The sequence below is a fragment of the Sinobaca sp. SA16-1 genome (assembly GCF_059510515.1).
The window spans coordinates 390,800-410,695 of sequence record NZ_JCAKFL010000004.1; the positions used below are offsets into that span (position 1 = coordinate 390,800).

Annotated in this window: 20 protein-coding genes and 5 tRNA genes; 4 read left to right on the forward strand and 21 right to left on the reverse strand. The window is 45.3% G+C overall.

Going from position 1 to position 19,896, the window contains the following annotated elements:
• Positions 1–50 precede the first annotated feature (50 nt).
• The 13 genes from AC5W2J_RS13725 to AC5W2J_RS13785 all read right to left on the reverse strand — a co-directional run bounded on the left by AC5W2J_RS13725 (position 51) and on the right by AC5W2J_RS13785 (position 9,550).
• The gene (locus tag AC5W2J_RS13725; RefSeq protein ID WP_496060022.1) at positions 51–680 is read right to left on the reverse strand and encodes a zf-HC2 domain-containing protein; all 630 of its coding nucleotides are present in this window, start codon (positions 678–680) and stop codon (positions 51–53) included.
• A gap of 16 nt (positions 681–696) precedes the next feature.
• Entirely contained in the window at positions 697–1,263 is a 567-nt protein-coding gene (gene sigW, locus AC5W2J_RS13730; protein WP_496060023.1) for an RNA polymerase sigma factor SigW, read from the reverse strand.
• A gap of 240 nt (positions 1,264–1,503) precedes the next feature.
• A tRNA-Ala gene (locus AC5W2J_RS13735) sits at positions 1,504–1,579 on the reverse strand.
• Between the two features lie 17 nt (positions 1,580–1,596).
• Positions 1,597–1,670: transfer RNA gene (locus tag AC5W2J_RS13740), tRNA-Gly, on the reverse strand.
• A 133-nt stretch (positions 1,671–1,803) separates the two neighbouring features.
• Positions 1,804–3,321 carry a NarK family nitrate/nitrite MFS transporter gene (locus tag AC5W2J_RS13745; protein WP_496060024.1) on the reverse strand — a complete coding sequence of 506 codons (1,518 nt, stop codon included), beginning with the start codon at positions 3,319–3,321 and terminating at the stop codon, positions 1,804–1,806.
• Between the two features lie 233 nt (positions 3,322–3,554).
• Positions 3,555–3,630, reverse strand: a tRNA-Lys gene (locus tag AC5W2J_RS13750).
• A 14-nt stretch (positions 3,631–3,644) separates the two neighbouring features.
• A tRNA-Tyr gene (locus tag AC5W2J_RS13755) sits at positions 3,645–3,730 on the reverse strand.
• Between the two features lie 48 nt (positions 3,731–3,778).
• Positions 3,779–3,853 (reverse strand) — tRNA-Glu (locus AC5W2J_RS13760).
• A gap of 134 nt (positions 3,854–3,987) precedes the next feature.
• On the reverse strand, positions 3,988–5,202 hold the full coding sequence (locus tag AC5W2J_RS13765; protein ID WP_496060025.1) for a D-alanine--D-alanine ligase family protein: 1,215 nt from the start codon (positions 5,200–5,202) through the stop codon (positions 3,988–3,990).
• 20 nt (positions 5,203–5,222) lie between these two features.
• Positions 5,223–6,809 carry a UDP-N-acetylmuramoyl-tripeptide--D-alanyl-D-alanine ligase gene (locus AC5W2J_RS13770; RefSeq protein WP_496060026.1) on the reverse strand — a complete coding sequence of 529 codons (1,587 nt, stop codon included), beginning with the start codon at positions 6,807–6,809 and terminating at the stop codon, positions 5,223–5,225.
• Complete coding sequence (locus AC5W2J_RS13775; RefSeq protein ID WP_496060027.1) at positions 6,802–7,584, reverse strand: alpha/beta fold hydrolase; 783 nt, start codon at positions 7,582–7,584, stop codon at positions 6,802–6,804. Before AC5W2J_RS13775 ends, AC5W2J_RS13770 begins: the two co-directional genes overlap by 8 nt.
• A 312-nt stretch (positions 7,585–7,896) precedes the next feature.
• Positions 7,897–8,670, reverse strand: a complete 774-nt coding sequence (locus AC5W2J_RS13780) for a M15 family metallopeptidase (protein ID WP_496060028.1) — start codon at positions 8,668–8,670, stop codon at positions 7,897–7,899.
• A 58-nt stretch (positions 8,671–8,728) separates the two neighbouring features.
• Complete coding sequence (locus AC5W2J_RS13785) at positions 8,729–9,550, reverse strand: MBL fold metallo-hydrolase (RefSeq protein ID WP_496060029.1); 822 nt, start codon at positions 9,548–9,550, stop codon at positions 8,729–8,731.
• 385 nt (positions 9,551–9,935) lie between these two features.
• On the opposite strand from AC5W2J_RS13785, the gene AC5W2J_RS13790 reads away from it, so the two are divergent.
• Complete coding sequence (locus AC5W2J_RS13790) at positions 9,936–10,646, forward strand: thermonuclease family protein (protein WP_496060030.1); 711 nt, start codon at positions 9,936–9,938, stop codon at positions 10,644–10,646.
• Positions 10,647–10,682: 36 nt separating this feature from the next.
• Here the strand turns inward: AC5W2J_RS13790 and dhaM are convergent, their stop codons facing one another.
• The 5 genes from dhaM to gabT form a co-directional block, all read right to left on the reverse strand.
• A complete protein-coding gene (gene dhaM, locus AC5W2J_RS13795; protein WP_496060031.1) occupies positions 10,683–11,081 on the reverse strand; it encodes a dihydroxyacetone kinase phosphoryl donor subunit DhaM in 399 nt (132 codons plus the stop codon).
• Positions 11,081–11,707, reverse strand: a complete 627-nt coding sequence (dhaL, locus tag AC5W2J_RS13800; protein ID WP_496060032.1) for a dihydroxyacetone kinase subunit DhaL — start codon at positions 11,705–11,707, stop codon at positions 11,081–11,083. The genes dhaM and dhaL overlap by 1 nt, the downstream gene beginning before the upstream one ends.
• An 18-nt stretch (positions 11,708–11,725) precedes the next feature.
• The gene (gene dhaK / locus AC5W2J_RS13805; RefSeq protein WP_496060033.1) at positions 11,726–12,679 is read right to left on the reverse strand and encodes a dihydroxyacetone kinase subunit DhaK; all 954 of its coding nucleotides are present in this window, start codon (positions 12,677–12,679) and stop codon (positions 11,726–11,728) included.
• Positions 12,680–12,811: 132 nt separating this feature from the next.
• Complete coding sequence (locus tag AC5W2J_RS13810) at positions 12,812–13,138, reverse strand: hypothetical protein (protein ID WP_496060034.1); 327 nt, start codon at positions 13,136–13,138, stop codon at positions 12,812–12,814.
• Positions 13,139–13,447: 309 nt separating this feature from the next.
• Positions 13,448–14,752 (reverse strand): 4-aminobutyrate--2-oxoglutarate transaminase, encoded by a 1,305-nt coding sequence (gabT, locus tag AC5W2J_RS13815; RefSeq protein WP_496060035.1) that lies wholly within the window; start codon positions 14,750–14,752, stop codon positions 13,448–13,450.
• Positions 14,753–14,860: 108 nt separating this feature from the next.
• Between gabT and pdxR the strand changes: the two genes are divergently transcribed.
• Together pdxR and AC5W2J_RS13825 are read left to right on the forward strand one after the other, a co-directional pair.
• Positions 14,861–16,273: a MocR-like pyridoxine biosynthesis transcription factor PdxR gene (pdxR, locus tag AC5W2J_RS13820; protein WP_496060036.1), complete on the forward strand. Its 1,413-nt coding sequence runs from the start codon at positions 14,861–14,863 to the stop codon at positions 16,271–16,273.
• A gap of 123 nt (positions 16,274–16,396) precedes the next feature.
• Positions 16,397–17,428 carry an LLM class flavin-dependent oxidoreductase gene (locus AC5W2J_RS13825; RefSeq protein WP_496060037.1) on the forward strand — a complete coding sequence of 344 codons (1,032 nt, stop codon included), beginning with the start codon at positions 16,397–16,399 and terminating at the stop codon, positions 17,426–17,428.
• Positions 17,429–17,467: 39 nt separating this feature from the next.
• Here the strand turns inward: AC5W2J_RS13825 and AC5W2J_RS13830 are convergent, their stop codons facing one another.
• The 3 genes from AC5W2J_RS13830 to AC5W2J_RS13840 all read right to left on the reverse strand — a co-directional run bounded on the left by AC5W2J_RS13830 (position 17,468) and on the right by AC5W2J_RS13840 (position 19,336).
• A complete protein-coding gene (locus AC5W2J_RS13830) occupies positions 17,468–17,659 on the reverse strand; it encodes a hypothetical protein (protein WP_496060038.1) in 192 nt (63 codons plus the stop codon).
• Complete coding sequence (locus tag AC5W2J_RS13835) at positions 17,656–17,904, reverse strand: hypothetical protein (RefSeq protein WP_496060039.1); 249 nt, start codon at positions 17,902–17,904, stop codon at positions 17,656–17,658. The genes AC5W2J_RS13830 and AC5W2J_RS13835 overlap by 4 nt, the downstream gene beginning before the upstream one ends.
• 79 nt (positions 17,905–17,983) lie before the next feature.
• On the reverse strand, positions 17,984–19,336 hold the full coding sequence (locus AC5W2J_RS13840) for a copper amine oxidase (protein ID WP_496060040.1): 1,353 nt from the start codon (positions 19,334–19,336) through the stop codon (positions 17,984–17,986).
• A gap of 233 nt (positions 19,337–19,569) precedes the next feature.
• On the opposite strand from AC5W2J_RS13840, the gene AC5W2J_RS13845 reads away from it, so the two are divergent.
• Positions 19,570–19,893, forward strand: coding sequence for a thioredoxin family protein (locus tag AC5W2J_RS13845; protein ID WP_496060041.1), 324 nt, complete (start codon positions 19,570–19,572; stop codon positions 19,891–19,893).
• Positions 19,894–19,896 lie beyond the last annotated feature (3 nt).

Consider the following 19,896-nt stretch of genomic DNA (forward strand, 5'->3'; position numbering starts at 1 on the left):
TTTGTTCCTTCTTTGTTTCACTGTCGATGAAAAAAATAGCACATGTGATTTTATTCTTCTGTATTCCAGGTAAATGCTTCCGTCGTGAATTTCTTGACGTAATACCACATCCACTCCAAAGCCTGGTCTACGTCTTCAATATCACCGGCTACCCGGCCGGCTGAAGCTAAATATGGTTCTCCGTTGATGACTGTAAGGTCCCCCTGTATTTCCCCATGCACTTCTACTTCACCATTGCGGACCATTAGATCCCCGTGAACAACTTCTCCTGCAGGCACAATCACTTTGCCGTTTTCATAATCAATTTCTACATTTTCTCCTCCGGCTACTGCGATCTGGCCGCCGCTTTGGTCATTCCAGATAGACATCATGCTTGATGACATTAACAGCAGAAAAATAGCCGCTGCTGCCAATACCGGATGTTTCCTGCCCCACTTTTTCCAGCCGGGCTTCTTTTTTCTGGAAGGAAGGTTCTGCATGATCTGGTCTGTCATGCGGATGGGCGCCTCTATATGGGACGTACTCTGGACAAACATGACGGTTCTGTTTAACTCACGGTAGTGCGCCGCGCAGTCCGGACATTTCTCAAAATGGGCAAAAAGTTCTTTTCGTTCGACGGCATTTAGTTCTCCATCTACATACTGATCGATTCGTTTTTCTTCTTTTTTCTGGCAGGCCATGACAGTCCCTCCCCTCTTAAATATTTCTAAGCCGCTTACGCAGCGCTTCTCTTCCACGATGAATATGGGTTTTTACTGTATTATCCGGAAGATCGAGAATATCGCCGATTTCTTTTATCGATAAATCTTCAATATATCGAAGAATAATAGCAGACCGGTATTTAGGAGGGAGCTTTGCAATTTCGGTCTGCACCCATTCCTGCATTTCAAAGGCTACTACCTGCTCTTCCGGCAGCAGGTCTTCTGAAGACAGCTGGGAATAGCCGCTCAGCCCTTCGGTTCCCTGGATTTCCGCATCAAGGGAATAATCCGGTTTTCTCTTGCGGAGCCGGTCGATGCAGAGATTGGTGGTGATTCGAAACAGCCATGTGGAAAACTTTCTGGATTCATCATAGCTTTCCAAATTGGCATAAGCCCGGAGAAATGCTTCCTGCGCAACGTCCTGAGCCTCATAAGCGTTTCCGGTCATCCGGTATGCGATTTGGTACACCTTATCTTTATACAGGTCCACAAGCTCTGCAAAAGCATCCTGATCGTCTTCTTTTTTTATCGCTTTAATCAGACGTTTGACAACCGCATCCATCTCGTATGACCTCCACCCTTTCCGGGTCTCTTAATTACGCAGAATAAACCCTTTCGTTTCAAAACAAATATATGTATAGTTCGTTTCCGTTGATTTCAAAGAGGAATGGATTTCTATTCCAATTAAGCACAATTTATTGTACCACGGTTCTTCTGTTTCGGATATTGACGACTATTTTAACAAATGGACGCACAAAAAAAGCCGCCGGCTTACAGCCGACAGCTTTGTATTTTATAGAAATGGTGGAGCCTAGCGGGATCGAACCGCTGACCTCCTGCGTGCAAGGCAGGCGCTCTCCCAGCTGAGCTAAGGCCCCTTCTATCATAGTATGTATGGAGCGGGTGATGGGAATCGAACCCACATCATCAGCTTGGAAGGCTGAGGTTTTACCACTAAACTACACCCGCATGAACATTCCCTTTTTTCTAGGACATGTTCCACTATACCATTCATATTTTTTGCCGTCAACAAAGCTTTTGCTTTCAAGCCGATTCACCAAAAAAGCTCCGGCAGAGGCCGAAGCTTTAGGCGTCCTGTATTTTACCGCTTGTGGGCGGCTACTTCTTGTTCAGCTATCTTCTCATCTGATTCCCTTGCGAGGGCAAGATCGTCTTCAGAGTAGTAGTAATCCTCGCTGAAAGAATTCTGTGGTTCTTCCAGTGTGAAATAACAGATCACAAAGCTGACGAACGCTCCCCCTGCCAGTATAAAGAAAAACTGCTGGGGCGTAACGAACGTATAAAGCGTTAAGTACACAGCAGCTCCGACATTTCCGTAAGCACCTGTCATACCGGCTACCTGACCGGTAATGCGTTTTTTAACCATCGGCACCATCGCAAACGTGGCTCCTTCCGCTCCCTGTACAAACATGGAAGTAAAGATAGTCACCAGTACAGCTAAGTACAGCGGCCAATCGGAATTGATCATTCCCATCCCAATCAGGCCAAAGGAGATACCAAACATATAAATCAGCATAATTTTCCGGCGGCTTCCCATTCTATCAGAAAGAACGCCCCCAAGCGGCCGGGCCAGCAGATTAATAAACGCAAACGATGCAGCTATCAGCCCCGCATTGGCAGGAGAAAGCGAGAAGGTAAGCTGGAAAAACATCGGCAGCATCGCTACAATGGCAAGTTCGGCTCCAAAATTCGCAAAATACGTACTATTCAACGCCCCTACCGTTTTAAAGTTATAACGATCGTCTTCCGGAACCCCTTTTTTCAAAATGGGCAGATTCACTTTTAAAATATTGTATACCTGATAAATAACAACAACAACAATAAGCGACCATATTGTATACAACGCCGGTTCAGACACAAATCCGAGCTGTTCAATTCTCCATACGCTGAGAGCTAATGCTCCGCCGAGGGGAAGCGTCCAGAAAATGAGTTGGACCATATCCTTATAGCTGCTTACTTCCATGGCGCTTGCTTTCTTCGGCTTGATCATTGCCCGCCCGTCCGGTGTATCTTTGACGTTAAAGTAGAAGATAAAACCATATACAAACGTAACGACTCCGGTAAACGCTACCGCATATCTCCAGCCCTGGTCTCCTCCAAAAAGAGTCAGCGCGAGCCAAGGAAGAAGCATCGCAGCGGCCGCGGAGCCGAAGTTCCCCCACCCGCCGTATATACCCTCTGCAAAGCCGACATGCTTAGGCGGAAACCATTCGGATACCATCCGGATACCAACAACAAAGCTTGCGCCGATGCTTCCAAGCAGCAACCTCGAAATCATCAGCTGCATCCAGGTGTCTCCAAATGCAAATATAAAAGTAGGAAAAGACATAAGTACCAATAAAGAAGAATAAACGATACGCGGTCCAAAGCGGTCCAGTAAACTCCCTATTACAATTCGGGCCGGAATTGTCAGCGCTACGTTAATAATGCCTAGTGCTGCTATATGCTGAGTAGTCAGCCAGCCCATATCATCCATCATAGTTGTAGCAAGCGGCGCCATATTATACCAGGCGAAAAAAGAAACAAAAAAAGCAAACCAGCAGAAATGCAGAATTTTAATACGTTCATCTTTAAATTTAAAAATGTCTTTAACTCTCATGCTACGCCCCACCTCATATATTCAAAGTAAATTCTTTCATCAAGGTAGCATGAATTTTCTTTCCCGCTTTGCTTTTCGGAAGATAATATAACGAGCTATTTAAAATTATGTATTTTATATGCATATTATTAGAGATATTTTCCTTTTTTTTACTTTTTATCCTCTATTTTAAATTCTATTTTCTTCTCTTAAAACACAAAAAAAACCATGACTTTATTGTCATGATTGAAAAATGGTGAGCCATGGAGGATTCGAACCTCCGACCCTCTGATTAAAAGTCAGATGCTCTACCAACTGAGCTAATGGCTCGTTCTATTTTTAAATGGTGGAGGGGGACGGACTCGAACCGCCGAACCCAGAGGGAGCAGATTTACAGTCTGCCGCGTTTGGCCAACTTCGCTACCCCTCCAAAAACAAACTTTCCACATTGATCTGCTTGGTATAAACAAAAAAATAATGGTGACCCGTACGGGATTCGAACCCGTGATACCGCCGTGAAAGGGCGGTGTCTTAACCACTTGACCAACGGGCCGTACAAACAAAGACAGATGAATTCCTTACTGCCAAATGATATTATACCCCATGAAATTATAGGATGCAATCTTTTTATTGCAGAAAAAGAAAAAAGAACCGGAGACATTTCTCCGATTCTTACTGTTTTTCCAACTAGCTGCGGGATGCTGTTTTAGCTCCGCTTTTTCCACCTTTGAGCCCGCCCGCGCTCTGGGTGGAAAATAAGTTTGAGTCAATCGAGAACGTAAGTTTTTCGCGTTCTCTTCTACGCTTCAATGCCATTTGAATCAGCTGATGCGTCAAGCTTGTATAATCTTTGCCCGCTGGGTCCCAAAGATAAAAGGAAAGGGAGCCCGGGATTGTATTAATTTCGTTTACATAGATCATATCAGTTGCCTGGTCGATCATAAAATCAATACGTGAGACGCCGCTGCATCCAAGTGACTGGAACGTATCTTTTGCCAGGTGCTGAATATCTTCTGTCTGCTCTTCATCCAAGGGCGCTGGAATGACACGGTCTGTACTTTCCATACCTTTTGCACCGTCGCCGCCTTTGCCGCCGCCCTGATACTTATCCTGATAGCTTAGAATGTCTTCTGTTTTCAATACTTCTTCCAATACGGAAGCTTCTACTTCTTCGTAGTCGCCTACAACTGAACAGTTAATTTCCTTCATATCTTCAACCATGTGCTCTACAAGAATTTTGCTGGCAAATTCCATCGCTTCTTCCACCGCACTTCTTAGTTCATCGCGGTCTCCGGCTTTGCTGATGCCTACGCTTGATCCAAGATTAGCCGGCTTCACAATTACCGGATACTCCAGCGTTTCTTCTACTAACGCGGTAATTCCTTCCGGATTGTCGGACCAGTGCGTACCGTAAAACCAAATGTCATCAAGAACCGGAATCTGTGCATCACGGAGCACCTGCTTCATGATCACTTTATCCATACCGACAGCAGAGGACATAACGTCACACCCTACATAAGGGATATCCATTAGTTCAAAGAATCCCTGCAGCACGCCGTCTTCTCCAAACGTACCGTGAACAATAGGGAAAGCCACGTCAATTTCCGCGACAACACGCTTCCCGAATTTAGGAACAGGTTTTTTCTGCAGCACTACGCCGCCGTCATCCCCGCCCGTAACAGTAATTTTCTGCAGCTTTTCAAACAGCTGGTTAAGGTCTTTATAGTTTTCAATGTCGCGGAGGTCTTCTCCTGTATACCACTGGCGGTTTTTTGCAATATAAACAGGTACTGCTTCGTATAATTTTTCATCAAGGGCATGCATTGCCTGTACCGCTGAAATAACCGATACCTCGTGCTCTACAGATATTCCTCCGAAAAAAACACCAACTCTAGTTCTCATAGGTAAGTCCCTCGCATTCTCTACTCATTAAATGTGTCCGGCAGATCGTTTTCCAATAACACAATGGATTTTTGGACAGCTTTCTCGTGCATTTTATTTAAGGCATCCTGCAGGTCAGCGGCTACGTAGTACTTCTCTTCCGGAAATTCTTTTTCCAGAAGGCCGTCCTGCATAGGCTTTGTCTGCTTTTTCCCTACTAAAATAATAAAATCGCACACATCCGCCGCATACTCGGCAAATGCTTTATTCAGGTCGTACTCTTTATCTCCGAGTTCAATCATTCCCGGAGTAATCAGCATCTTGTATTCCGGCATCTGGCCAAGCACTTCAAGTGCCATCCTTGACCCTACCGGATTGGAGTTAAAGGCGTCATCAATAATCGTAATGTTCCCCTGCGGCTTCTTGAGCTCCAGGCGGTGTTCCACCGGCTGGAGCTTTTTCACGGCACGTGCCATTTTCTCTAACGGAATACCTTTTTCCGAACCAATAGCTACTGCCGCCAGGATATTGTAAATGTTATGACGACCAAGCAGCTTTGTCTCTACATCCACGGAGCTGCCATCATATTTCATAATAGTAAAAGTGGACCCTTTAGAAGAAAACGCAATATTATCTGCACGGAAGTGAAGATCTTCCGCATCGATTCCATAATACATCGTGCGTACCTGGTTGCGCTGCTCATAGGACATGATATTTTCATCGTCTTTGTTTAAAAACGCGGTGCCGTCATTTGGCAGGCTTTCCACAATTTCAAACTTCGTTTTCTTAATGGTATCAAGCGTCTTAAATGTCTCCAGATGCTGTTCACCGATAGCTGTAATAATACCGTATTTCTGGTGGACCAGGTCACAGACGCCTTGAATGTCATGTTCTTGTTTGGCACCCATTTCCGCTATGAAAATTTCATGGTACGGCTTGAGCATATTACGGATAGTCAATGTGATACCCATTCTTGTATTGTAGCTCTCCGGTGTCATCAGAACATTAAACTGAGAGGAAAGAACGGCTTCCAACACATGCTTTGTGCTTGTTTTGCCGTAACTTCCCGTTACTCCGACGGTTTCCAGATTAGGCATGGACTTAATAATCCGTTCCGCATCATTAAAGAAATGCTGGTTAATCTGGCGTTCAATAGGCATATTGATTAAGTTTGCCATCATCACCATAAAGTACACGAAAATGTTTGTCAGAATGGCCAGGGCAATAAGCCAGAAATAAGAACCGTTAATACCGGCACTGAGCGACAGCCCGACGATAATAACCGCTGCGTACAATAACGTAACCGTAATAAACAGGCGCCGGACTCTTTTGGTTACGACCAGCTTCTTTTTCTCTGCTGTCTCCTGCATCATTAATACATTAACACCGTATACTATAATTCCAATGGCCAGCGCGAGCCAGACGTTTCCTGCAAATAATGGCAGCAGCGCGAGCAGCGGCCAAAAGCTTCTAATAGGAAACACGCGGTCCTGATGTTCTTTCATCCATTTCCAGATTCTTTCGTTTCTATAACTGTTCAGCTGGAGCATATGCGTGCTTCGCTTCACAAGACGCAGCGTATAATACCCCCAGGCAATAATAAACAGTAAAATAAGCAGACTAATCAAGGCTTGCCGCCTCCTTTTTTTCCTTTTGGAGGAAATGGTCAATAATAACGATAAATTCATTTAAATTATCGAGGTAGGAATAATGGCCTGCACGTTTCAATACGACCAATCCCGCATCGGGTATTAATTCTTCCATTCGTTTTCCATCAGCTACCGGTGTAGCTTCGTCGTTTTCTCCCCATACAAGAAGAACAGGTACTTTAATATCCGGCATATGATGGGTTAAATCTTCATTGACTACTTTGACAAAGGTCTGCTGCATAACGCCGGAAACATCTTTATAATCAGAAGAGCCGACTTTCCCTTTTACACGGTCCATTATCGTCTGCTCGTATTTGTTAATAAGAGGCAGTTTCAATAATTTCTTCAACGTTTTATACGTATACACTTTGTAATAGTATTTAAAGGTCCGCTTTGGAAGAACGCCTGCGCTGTCAACGAGAATAACCTTCCTGACAGCGTTGGCTGCTGAATACTTAATAGACACCCTGCCGCCGAAAGAATGACCCATTAAAATTGGATCTTCAATCTCAAGCTTGCGGATCAGCTTTCCGAGCATCTCCGTATAATCTCCTACAGACCAGGGCTCCGGTGGTTCAGCACTTTGGCCGAAACCGGGGAAATCAATAGACCATACTTTAAAATCCTTTTCCAGACGCTGGTGGACTGGTGCAAACGTTTGAACATTTGCCCCCCATCCGTGAAGCAGCATGACGTTTGCTCCTTCTCCAGATACCTGGTAATGGACGTTCACGCCATCAATATCAATGTACACTACTAAACGCTCCTCTTCTTTAATACCAAGGTTTTTAATCTAAATAACATCGTGTCGGATATGTGCTGTTGAAAAAGCACTCCAAATATCTGTATTCTTTCTCTAAAAATACAGAAGGTACAGGACAATAGTATATATGTAGACAGACCATCTACTAATTTTAGCGGCTGTATGCTATTTAAACAGAATAACACCACTATATCTTACCATAGAAAACCGCCCGCGGAAATTATCTTCTAAAATAAAAAAGTGCACGCTGGACCGTACTGACACTCGCCCACAAAAAAAGAGAACAGACTTTGCTGTCCTCTTTTATTCTTCGGTCCCGTAGTACTCTTCAAGTGTTAAGTTCTCTTCATACAGCTCTTCGGCCAGGTCTTCTCCTACATAGCGAAGGTGCCACGGTTCATACTGATAGCCTGTGATGTCTGTTTTGTCTTCCGGATAGCGTACGATAAACCCATACAGATGGGCGTTTTCAGCTACCCACCGGCCTTCCGCTGTTTCTCCAAAATCGGTATTCAGCTGGTTTCCAACAGTCCGGGAGCTCACGTCCATAGCAAGTCCGCTCTGATGTTCACTTTCTCCGGGCCTTGCGCTGTAAGTGTTAGCCTGTTCTTCCCCATCCCGTTCTGCGTTCTGGGTAAAAATAGCGTCCTGACGGTCATAAGAACGATAGCCGGATATGGCATACAGTTCATGCCCGGCAGACGCCGCATCAGCGAAAAGCTCTTCCAGGGATGCTGATGCAGGCTCCCTGATCAGATTTTTCGGATCGTCTCCAGGGGAAGCATATCGGATATCTGCCTGTATCAGGTCATCCGGCTCATAATCAGACGATAAATGATAATCGCGGTTTACAAGCATATCTACTGCATCAGGATCTTCCACCACTCCTTCTGCACTCAGGGGTGGAACTTCGGGCCCCGTTTCTTCGCTTTTTACTTCCGAGGACGGTGATTCCTCTTCTGCTGAAGCATCTGATTCAGTGTTAGAAGATTCTGCAGGCTCTTCTGCTTTTTCTGCAGAGCAGGCAGCTGCTCCCAACAGAAGTAATAAGCCTCCAATAGCTGCTGCTTTTTTCATTTTATCGCTTCCTTTAGCAAAAATGAAAATCTATTTAAAGAGTCTATTATCTTTCACTTTAAGCATCTTTTTCCCGTTTTACAAGCTCAATGTTTTTGTGGTGCATTTTCTTCATAAACGTTGAAAATCCATATCCGTCCACGAAAGCCTCGAGTACGTGGTATTCACCGTCTTCCTCTGTTGTCTTGCGAAGCTGTTCAATATACCAAAGAGAGTCATCAAGCCTGTCTTTAATCTCCGCAGGGCTTGACGTAACAGAACCATGACCTGGCACAAGGAAATTAATTTTCTGCTGTTCGAAAAGGCTGTTGATTTTCTGAAGAGACCTCTCATAGGCCTCGCTGTTTTGATATATGAACGGAAATTCCACATCACTTAAATAATCTCCGGTAATGAGTACCCCCAGGTGGTCAATTAAAATAAACATACCGTCCACGTTGTGGCCGGGTGCCAGATAAAAAGTAAGCGTATGAGAGCCTGTTTCAATCATCTGCTCATCGTTATCAACAATAATATCAATATACGGGTATTCTATTCCGTATGGCCTTACAATATAATAGCTGTCATCAAACTGTTTAACTTCCTCCAGGATTTCTTCTTTTTTGGAATTGGACACAAAAGCTCTTGAAGCAATAGTTACAGCTTCCGGAAAGGCATGATATCCTAATATATGATCGTAGTCAGAATGTGTAAAAACAAGGTACTGCTTCCGTCCTTTGCTTACCAGCGCTACATGATTTTGTATTTCTCTTATTTCTTCAGGCAGCCAGGTAGGATCTACAATAATAACCGCTTCTTCGGTTACAGCGACAGTTGATGTCGTTTGGAACAATGCACTTTGAAATACGGTAATGTTCTGGTCTTGATAATGTACCGGCATGCCAATCATCCTTTCGGTCTTTAATGTAAATAAATATTTTTACAAATAAGTGCTTATTTGTATACATATTCCCGTTTTCCCCTGAAAATATTCCATTTTTTGTTTTATTCATTCAAACACTGCGGCCCCTTTTCCAAAATAAAAACAGAAATAAGTATAATGGTAGAAAAGAGGCTCTGTAATGAATACAAACCGGTTTCATATTGTATACGAATGCATCATGATAACGTTAGCTGTTCTATCTGTTTCTATTGCCTGGTCTACAAATGAATGGGCGGGATTGATTTTCTGGTCTGGCTGATTTTCTTTATTAAGGAGACGTGCGCCGGCTTCGTATCCTTCTTCAAGAGCTGGAACATGATAAAAAAGAAAAGGAGAAGCCCTCATGAAACATATACTTTTTGTTTTGACCGCTTTATTTTTGCTCAGTTTAGCCGCATGCAGCGATGCCGAAACTACTGATGGACGAATTCCAGCTACGGTAGATCGGGTCGTAGATGGCGACACTCTCCGGATTACAATGAATGACGGCACGGAAGAAACAGTGCGGCTTCTTATGGTGGATACACCGGAAACCGTACACCCCGATGAACCAGTTCAGCCTTTCGGCCCCGAGGCCAGCAGTTTTGTAAAACAAACACTGCCGGAGGGCTCTTCTATAGAAGTCGAAGTCGATACAACGACACGAGACCGGTACGACCGTTTTCTAGCCTATATCTGGCGGGGGGACGAGATGATTAATGAACAGCTGTTGGAAGAGGGGCTTGCCCGGGTAGCATACGTATACGAACCTAATACCCGTTATGAAGGTGCATTCCGTGACATAGAACAAGAAGCCCGCCAGGCGGAGCGGGGCATATGGAGTATAGAAGGCTACGTGTCCGACGAAGGCTTTCATCCCCAGACCGCTTCGCATGCCGCTCCTTCTTTTCAAGCAGACTGCGAAGACCCGACTGTTAAGGGCAATCACAGCTCCAACGGGGAACGGATTTATCATGTTCCCGGTGGACAGCATTATGAACAGACCAAAGAAGAAGAATTATTCTGTACACCGGAACAGGCGGAGCAGTCTGGATACCGGGCAGCACAGCGCTGAAACAAAAAGAGACGTGCCGATTCGGCATCCGTCTCTTTATGTTTTTTTGTTCCACTTTTTAGCTTTTTCTACTGACTGCTGCACTTCCTGCAGGGTTTTCCCCATGCCCGCTTCCACCACTGCCACATAGGCACCTTCTACTAAAGGTGCATCGGCAATCATAACTTCTCCTTCAAGTTCATCAAGCATGTCCAGCGCCATTTCCGTATTCATTAATGCACTGCCCAAATCAAAAAGAACAACGGTCCCCGCAGGGTTATCGGCTTTTTTCAACGCTTCGCTGATTAAATCAGGTGACGTTCCTATTTCTCCATCTTCCGTGCCCCCTGCAGCAATCACAATGACATCTTCCTGCTTTGTCTGATTGATCAATTCTACTACACCATCAGCCAGCTGACGGCTGTGGGATACTACTACTGTGCTTACTTTAGCCATTAGTTTTTTTCTCCTTCTGCATCTACTGCTTCCGCTAAAGCTTCAAACAGCAGGTAGGACGAATACGCTCCAGGATCGAGATGACCGATGGACCGGTCCCCTAAATAGGCAGCGCGCCCTTTTTTCGCTTCCATATCTTCCGTTTTTTCCATTGCTTCTTTAGCAGTCCTGACCAGCTGCCACACATCAATACTGCCTTTTTTCGCTTCTTCGAGAACCGGGATCCATACATCGAGCATCGTTTTCTGGCCCTGTTCGGACTTCCCGCGCTTAGCGATCCCGTCAATCGCTGCTTTCAGACCTTCCGTGAAATCTTCATCCGACAGTTCGCTTTTGTTTTTCCAAACTCCGGAGGCTTTTAGAAAAGCCGTTCCATACAGTGGTCCGGCCGCTCCGCCGACTTTGGAAATCATAGTCATGGAAGCATCTTTTACTACGCCTCCTACATCTTCATAGGTTTCCGTGGCAATCTTTTTTTCGACTTCCGAAAAGCCGCGTGCCATATTGTGGCCGTGGTCTCCATCGCCTATAGCTTGATCAAGCTCTGATAGGTAGCCTTTGTTTTCCTGAATTTCACGTCCGGCTGCAAGAAACCATTGTTTTGCTGTTTCTGTAGTAAGATTCATGCGATTTCCCCCGTTTTTCTAGTGTAAGAAGTATTCGAGCTCATCATCAAGCTTTAAGATACTTACCGAGCACCCTGCCATTTCAATAGAGGTCATATATTCTCCGACAAATGTTTTTTTGATTTCTGCTTCTTGTTCACTTATCAGCTCACTAACTTTTCGATTCATAATGTAGAGCTCCATTAAAGGGGTGGATCCTTGGCCGTTAATCATCAGAGCAACCCGGCTTTTCTTAATATCCATATGCTTGAGCAGGTTTTGTACAAGCTCTTCTGCAATGTCATCAGCCGGCTTCAGGGATTTACGTTCTATCCCCTGTTCTCCGTGAATTCCCGTGCCAATTTCTATTTCATTTTCTTTAAGCTCAAATCCCGGTTTGCCTGATGCTGGAACCGTGCTCGGGCTTAACGATACACCCATGGAGAAAACGTTGTCCGCTGTTTTTTGGGCTAATTCTGCTATATCTTTTAAAGATTTACCGGACTCGGCTGCAGCACCGGCAATTTTGTGTATAAAAATAGTTCCCGCTACCCCGCGGCGGTCTTCCGGGTTGGCTATCGCCACATCATCACGAATAATCACCTGCTCAACTTTGATTCCTTCGTCCTTTGCCATATCCGCTGCCATGTCAAAATTCATGACGTCACCGCTGTAGTTCTTAACGATAAGAAGCACTCCCACCCCGCCGTCTACTGCTTTTATCGCTTCATATACCTGATCCGGGGTCGGCGAGGTAAATACTTCACCGCATACTGCTGCATCAAGCAGCTTATGGCCGACATAGCCTGCATGTGCGGGTTCATGACCACTTCCACCGCCGCTCACTAATCCTACTTTTCCTTTTATTGGAGCATTACTGCGAACGATTACATTTGTTTCCGCCAGTCGTTTAATTTCGTTTGGGTGGGCAGCCACCATGCCCTCAAGCATCTCATCCAGGATATCGTCTGTCTGGTTGATTAATTTTTTCATTTCTGCACCCCTTTTCATCGTTTTGGCAGTCTTTTGTCTACCTATACCCTTTATATTCTGCTTTCATGTACATTCCCCTGCCTGGTTGATGGTTTTTCTTTATGCAGGAAAACACCGCCCTGCAGCTGATGTTTAAGCAGAGATGCTGGAGTTTTTTAAAACAATGATCGTCCAGATAATATTGAGAATCACTATAACCAGCAGACTCAACATAAAAAGAGCAATTAAGCTTATAAATACGATAGATATGCTTTCACTCTGAAAGTTTCCACCCGTTATCCAAAAGGGCACCATAGCCCCCATGAAGAATAGAAACGGAAGAATCTGCGATAGAAACGCTCGTTTAGCATGCCTTGCCACAAACACGTTCCCAAGTATCCACACAATCAAGGGCAGAAGTACAGGAGCAAAAAATATACTGATGTATGAAACGGCAGAAATAATTCGATCAGACGACATGGGACACCTCTTTTTCATTATATTTCCTATTATCCTTTTTTATGTAAAGTAAATCAAATCAAAAAAAGAAGCCTGTAGATGCAGACCTCTTTTTGATTTATGCTGTTCTTTTAACAATAAATAATACAGCACCGATTAAGATCCAAGTACCAAGAATGACCCATTCATACGGCCATATCAAAGCGGCAGGCATACCGGGAAAGTACAATAGAATGAAACCAATGCTTAAGACAATAGCAAGCCATCCTATAACCTGCGCGTTTCTAATTCGGAACGGCCGGTTACTTTTTTCTGCAAGATGATTTCCTCCTATTTTATTGACGCAGCCAGCTGATCATACAGCAGCTCCAGTCCCTTTTCAAGCTGAGCATCCGTAATTACAATTGGGGCAAGAAAGCGGATAACATTACCATACACGCCTGCTGACAAAAGCAGAAGCCCGGAAGCATTCGCTCCCTTTACAATAGAAGAAGTTCTTTCCGGATCCGGTGTAATTCCGTCTTCTTTTACGATTTCAAAAGCAGCCATCGCTCCAAGACGACGAAAGCCGCGGACGAAATGGAATTCTTCTGCCCACTCTGCCGCTGTTTTCTCTACAGCTGCTCCCATTTTTTCGGCACGTTCATTAAGCTTTTCTTCTTTAATAATGTCTATAACCGCAAGTGCTGCTTTGCAGGCGACCGGATTTCCGCAGTAAGTGCCTCCAAGCTCTCCCGGTGCTGCTGCATCCATTACTTCGCTTCGTCCGACTACTGCACTTAATGGAAAGCCGGCAGCAAGCGATTTGGAGACGGTAATCAAATCCGGCACGACGTCAAAGTGCTCAATACCAAACCATTCTCCCGTCCGGGCAAACCCGGCCTGAATCTCATCAGAGATAAACAGAATGCCATGCTCTTTGCAGCGGTCTGCTACATGCTGAACAAAGGCTTTTGGAGGAATAATAAATCCGCCTTCTCCCTGAACCGGTTCCATAACGACGCAGGCAATATTTTCAGGCGCCGCCTCGGTTTTGAAAAACAAATCAAATTCGTCTTTGCTCCACTGAATGTAAGCCTCCTCCGTCATGCCTTCCGGCTTTCTGAACATATAAGGGTAGGGCGCATGGTACACCTCGGAGGCAAACGGACCAAAACCAAGCTTGTACGGCTTTACTTTGCTTGTCATCGCCATCGTCATATTCGTACGGCCGTGAAACCCTCTCGTAAACGTAACGACTGCCTGTCGTCCCGTGGCTTTTCGTGCAATTTTCACCGCATTTTCGACCGCTTCCGCTCCACTGTTTAACAGAATTGCTTTTTTATCAAAATCTCCTGGAGTAATGTGGCATAGCGCTTCCGCCACTTCAATATAGCTGTCATACATCATTACGTTAAATCCCGGATGGGTAACCTTTTCAACCTGAGCTACGGCAGCCTCAACTACTTTTGGATGGGAATGTCCAACGTTCATCGTACCGATCGCTCCGGCAAAGTCGATATAATCGTTTCCATTAACATCTGTGAGAACTGCACCTTTTCCGGAAGCAGCCATCGCTCTGTTTCCATTTCCAACACCTTTTGGAACGTAGCGGTCTCTCTTTTCCTGCCATGTTTCTGATTGTACGTTTGTCATTCTTTTCACTCCTCATATTAAGTATTTTCACAATTGTATGTTTTATTTGGTATGCTTAATAGAACCAGTTTTAAAATAATAATGGTACCAGTTAAAGGGGATTTTCTAATGCTCTCAATACAGCTCACACGCTCTGTAAACAGTGGGCCTTTATATAAACAGATTTACGAAGCGCTTAAACAGCAGATTCTGGAAGGCATACTGGCTGAACACGATCAGCTTCCTTCCAAGCGGGAGCTCGCTGACTACCTGCACGTCAGCATGAACAGCGTCATGTCAGCCTATCAGCAGCTGATTGCAGAAGGGTATGTCTATACTAAAGAACGGCGGGGATATTTCGTCGAGGCACTTGATGCATTTATTGCTGTTCCGGATGAGGACGTTTTTCCGGAAGAATTGGTTGAAAAAAGATTTCCGGTTTATCAGTTCTCTTTTTCCCATATGAATGCGGATGCTTCATTGTTTCCATTTCGAGCCTGGCAGCACAGCGAACAGCAGGCTCTGCGCCATTATGCAGCCAGCCTGGATAACCTTGAGCACCCGCAGGGCCAGTGGCTGCTTCGGGAGGAAATAGCGAAAACTATTGGACGTACCCGGGGCGTGCGCTGCCGTCCGGAGCAGATTATATTAGGAGCAAGCACGCAATGGCTGTTTGAGCTTCTCGCGATGACCTGTGACAAACATGCGTTGTTTGCTGTAGAACACCCCGGCTACCAGCGGATCTACCAGCAGTTCCAGGCCTCCGGCCGTCCGGTCTGTCCGGTTTCTGTCGATCACAAAGGTATGAGTCCGGAGGAACTCGAGAACTCCGGGGCGTCCATCGCTGTTGTTACTCCCTCCCATCAAATGCCGACAGGACGCATTATGCCGGTTTCCAGACGTATCCAGCTTTTAAATTGGAGCTATAAAAAGGAAGGCCGCTATATCGTGGAAGATGACTACGATGCGGAATTCAAATACGAGGGCGATCCGATTCCCGCCCTGCACAGCCTCGATGATTTAAACCGGGTCATTTATGTAGGCACCTTTTCCAAATCGCTTCTTCCGGGACTCCGTCTCAGCTATATGGTGCTCCCCCCAACTCTTCTCGCCGCATATAAGGAAGAGGCTTCCCACCTCATGCAGACCTCCTCTTCGCTTATTCAGCTGGCTCTTTACGTTTTTATTAAAAATGGGGAGTACCAGAAACATATTAAACGCATGAGCAAACACTATAAAACGATACGGGCTCAGTTAATTGAAGCTCTTTACGATACATTCGGCCCGTCTATTTCGATTACCGGGGAAAAAGCCGGCCTTCATTTTTTAATGGAAATTAATACGCCCCGGGCATTGGATACTATTTTGGAAAAAGCAAAGGAGCATCGGCTCGAACTTTATGGGATGGAGCGCTTCTGGCTGAAAGAATCCACACCTGCAGACCAGCCGCCCGCTGTTATTATCGGATTTGCACGTCTGCGTTCCCAGGACGTAGCTCCGGCTGTATCTCTTCTATACAATTGCTGCTTTGACGGGGCCTGAAAGTATTTCGAGTTCAGAAATTTGTTTCTGTCTGCTGAATCCCATACAATGAGACAATAGAAAAATAAACAGCTGACAGAAATTTTTCTGAATCTATTTCCCGAAAAAGAAAGGACGATTAGTATGGATCACACTCCATTGAAAGACATACCATTTTCTATATTAAATTTATCCCCCGTTAATCAAAATCAAACGATTGCAGAATCAATGCATAACAGCCTTGATCTGGCCCAGCATGCTGAAAAATGGGGGTACAATCGAATGTGGCTGGCAGAACACCACAACATTGACGGCATTGCAAGCTCGGCTACCTCTGTTCTAATGGGATATATCGCCGGCGGCACCAGCACCCTCCGCGTCGGATCCGGAGGCATTATGCTTCCAAACCACGCACCACTGGCTATCGCTGAACAGTTCGGTACGCTGGAAACTCTTTATCCGGACCGCATTGACCTTGGCCTTGGCCGCGCGCCCGGCTCGGACCAGCTGACAGCTATGGCACTCCGCCGTAATGTAAACAGCAGCGATAACTTTCCGGCTCTTCTTGAAGAGCTGCGCAGCTATTTTGAGCCGTATGATGAATTTTCCCGTCGTGTCCGCGCAATACCGGGAGAAGGGCTCGATATCCCCGTCTGGCTGCTTGGATCAAGCACATTCAGTGCCCAGCTTGCAGGCCAGCTCGGCCTGCCGTTTGCTTTCGCCGGTCATTTTGCCCCGGCCAGTATGATGGATGCCCTGTCTGTATATAACCGGGTATTCACACCGTCCAAAGTGCTTGATAAACCGTACGCAATGGTCGGCGTGAACGTGATTGCAGCTGATACAAACGAAAAAGCGGAACACGTGGCTTCTTCTCTTTACTTGAAGTTCCTAAGCCTGATCCGCAATACGCCCGGCCGCACCCAGCCGCCTGTAGATAATATAGATGAGGTATGGAGTGAACGGGAGAAAATGGCCGTAAACGATATGTTGAAAAATACATTTGTCGGCGATAAAGAAACCGTAGCTGCCCAAATGGACGAGTTTGTTAAACGAACCGGTATCCAGGAGCTGATGATTAACAGCGAAGCCTATCATCATGAAGACAGGCTCCGTTCGTTTGAACTGATTGCCGAAGCTAAAAACCTTCCCATTTCCGCATCCCAGTCTAAATAGTAAAAAGGCCGAAGAGCTCATGCTCTTCGGCCTTTTTTATTATGCTAACGTAATTTCTACTTTTTCAATATCGTTAACTGTTTTGTCGAGCTTATGGCCTTCTATATCTATTTCTTCAAAGGGAGCATTCAGCTTTTTTCCTTTATCCAATAACGCAAACAACTCATCATATGTTCCATTCACCCTGGCTGTTTCATATACTTTTCCATCATTAAAGCAAAAACGAATCATGAAGGTATGCTCCTCTCTCTTGTTTTTTGCCGCCGCCCGGCCTGCTGCTCTTTTATTTTCTGCAGAATCACTTCATTTGTACTCCGGCTGTCCACACCGATTGATGAGACCCTTCCTTGATGATCCCACTGCGTATACACTAAAAAATCAGGAGCGGCACCGAGTGTTCGTTTTGCCTTCTTTGTCAGCTCTTTGTCTAAAATATAGTAGTGTGCAGCCAGTGTTTGTTCCGAGTACATTTTCATGATCTGCTGCCTCCCGTTCGTTTTATAGTAAAAAAAGAAAGAAGAGATGGACTCTGCTTCCTTTTTTCTGTTCTAATGATTACGCGTTTTTCCTTTTGCGGATAACTAGTGCAACGGCTCCGCCAACAAGAGCTGTCATACTTGCCCATAATGCTGTCATCCAGCCGTCATTGCCTGTGCCTCCCATGCCTGTCTGCGGCATTTCTTCCGGCATCATGTGTTCATTTCCACCAAACTGGTCCGGGTTCTGGGCAGCAATAGCGCCGCCCAGTGCTTCGCCTACACCGAACATGAACTGGTAGCCTTCACGAAAGTCAGCGGTGGATGCTGCGTAGTCTCCTGCATTGTAGTTATCGAAAGTGCTCAATACCTGGGCTTCATGAGTACGAAGCGCATCTTGTGCAGCTTCTGTTGGGAGATTTTCCTCTGTTGCTGCTCCAAGGAAAGCGCCAAAGTCCTGTGTGAACATATCGATGTGATCCAGGGCCATCGTGCGTGCTTCTTCATCGCCTTCCAGCTCAGCTGTTACGAGCTGTCCCTGCGCGTCAATATGATCAGGCTGCCACAGTTCGGCAAACTGCCCGCCTGCTTCTTCTCCGTAAATAGAAGATATAGCTGCTGTAAAGTCTGCGGTATTCTGATCTTCTGCCCATGTTACGAAATCATAGTCATCTGCCTGGTCAACTCCTTTTTCCATGCCATAGGTGGCAAGAGCAAAGTGTTCAGCCGTTAACTTATTCAGATCGGAACGAAGATCTGCGGCCGGCGTATCGACAGAAGTGTTGTTAAACTCTTCCGGCATCTGCGTCACAATAGCGCCTGACAATGCTTTGCTGATATCGAACATACGGGAAAAACCTTCTCTATAGCTTGTGTATGCAGCTTCATAATCGCCTTCTACATAGCTGTCAAACGTATTCAATACGTCCATTTCATGTGCACGGACGGCTTCTTCAGCCGCTTCCTGTGGCAGGTTATCTTCCGTTGCTCCTGCCAGGAAAGTAGAGAATTCTACAACAAACTCCTCTACTTCTTCTTCTGCATCAGCGCGGGCTTCTTCATCTCCGGATTTAGCAGCTTCAACGATGTCATCTGTATAGTCGTTGTGCCCGGTGAAAATGCGGTCAAATTCTGCCGCTCCTTCTTCTCCATAAACCGATTCAACAGCCGGCAGCATATCTTTGGAGTTTTGGTATAAAGCATCCTCTGTTTCCTGGGCATCCGGTGCTTCATCATACGTCTTCTGCATTGTTTCAACGGCAAGCACGAAGTGTTCAGATAATAAGTAATCCAGGTCGGACCTAAGATCAGAAGCTGGGGACGTTTCCATTACCGGCTCCATTTCCGCTTCTTCGTGATCTGCAGCCATGGCTGCGGTCGGTAGTAAAAAAGTTACGCTCATTGCACCTGCTAGGGTTTTTTTCAATTTCATCTTCCATCATCTCCTGGTCAATTTTTTAGTATGCCTTGCTGTTTTCTTATCAGGGTTAACGCAGACGGCTTTTATTTGGATCACTTTCTTTTATGGAAAATTTCAATTGGTTCCTGAATCCCTTCTTATTATTGGGATTTATCCCTCGTTTATTTTTATAAACTTTTTCATTTAAGAGAAAACGACTGGTGTTTATGCTAAAATGAGGAAAACTTCTTTAAGGGGGCGTTATCATGCACGAAGCTATTACAGACAAACAGTCCTTTCAGGAAACGATCGCAGCCAGCGAGCCGGTAGTGATCCATTTTTCTACAGACTGGTGTCCGGACTGCAGGCGTTTTGAAGCTTTCTTTCCTTCAGTGAAAGAAAAATTTTCAAATCTTCCTATGTATGAAGTTGATCGTGACAAACTTTCCGACATTGGCGAGGAATACGAAGTGCGTGGCATCCCGAGCCTTCTCGTATTTAAGGACGGCAGGAAAACAGCCCACCTGCACAGTGCAGATTTAAAATCTCCTGAAGATGCAGAGGAATTTCTTTCTAAGTATTTTGATTAATAG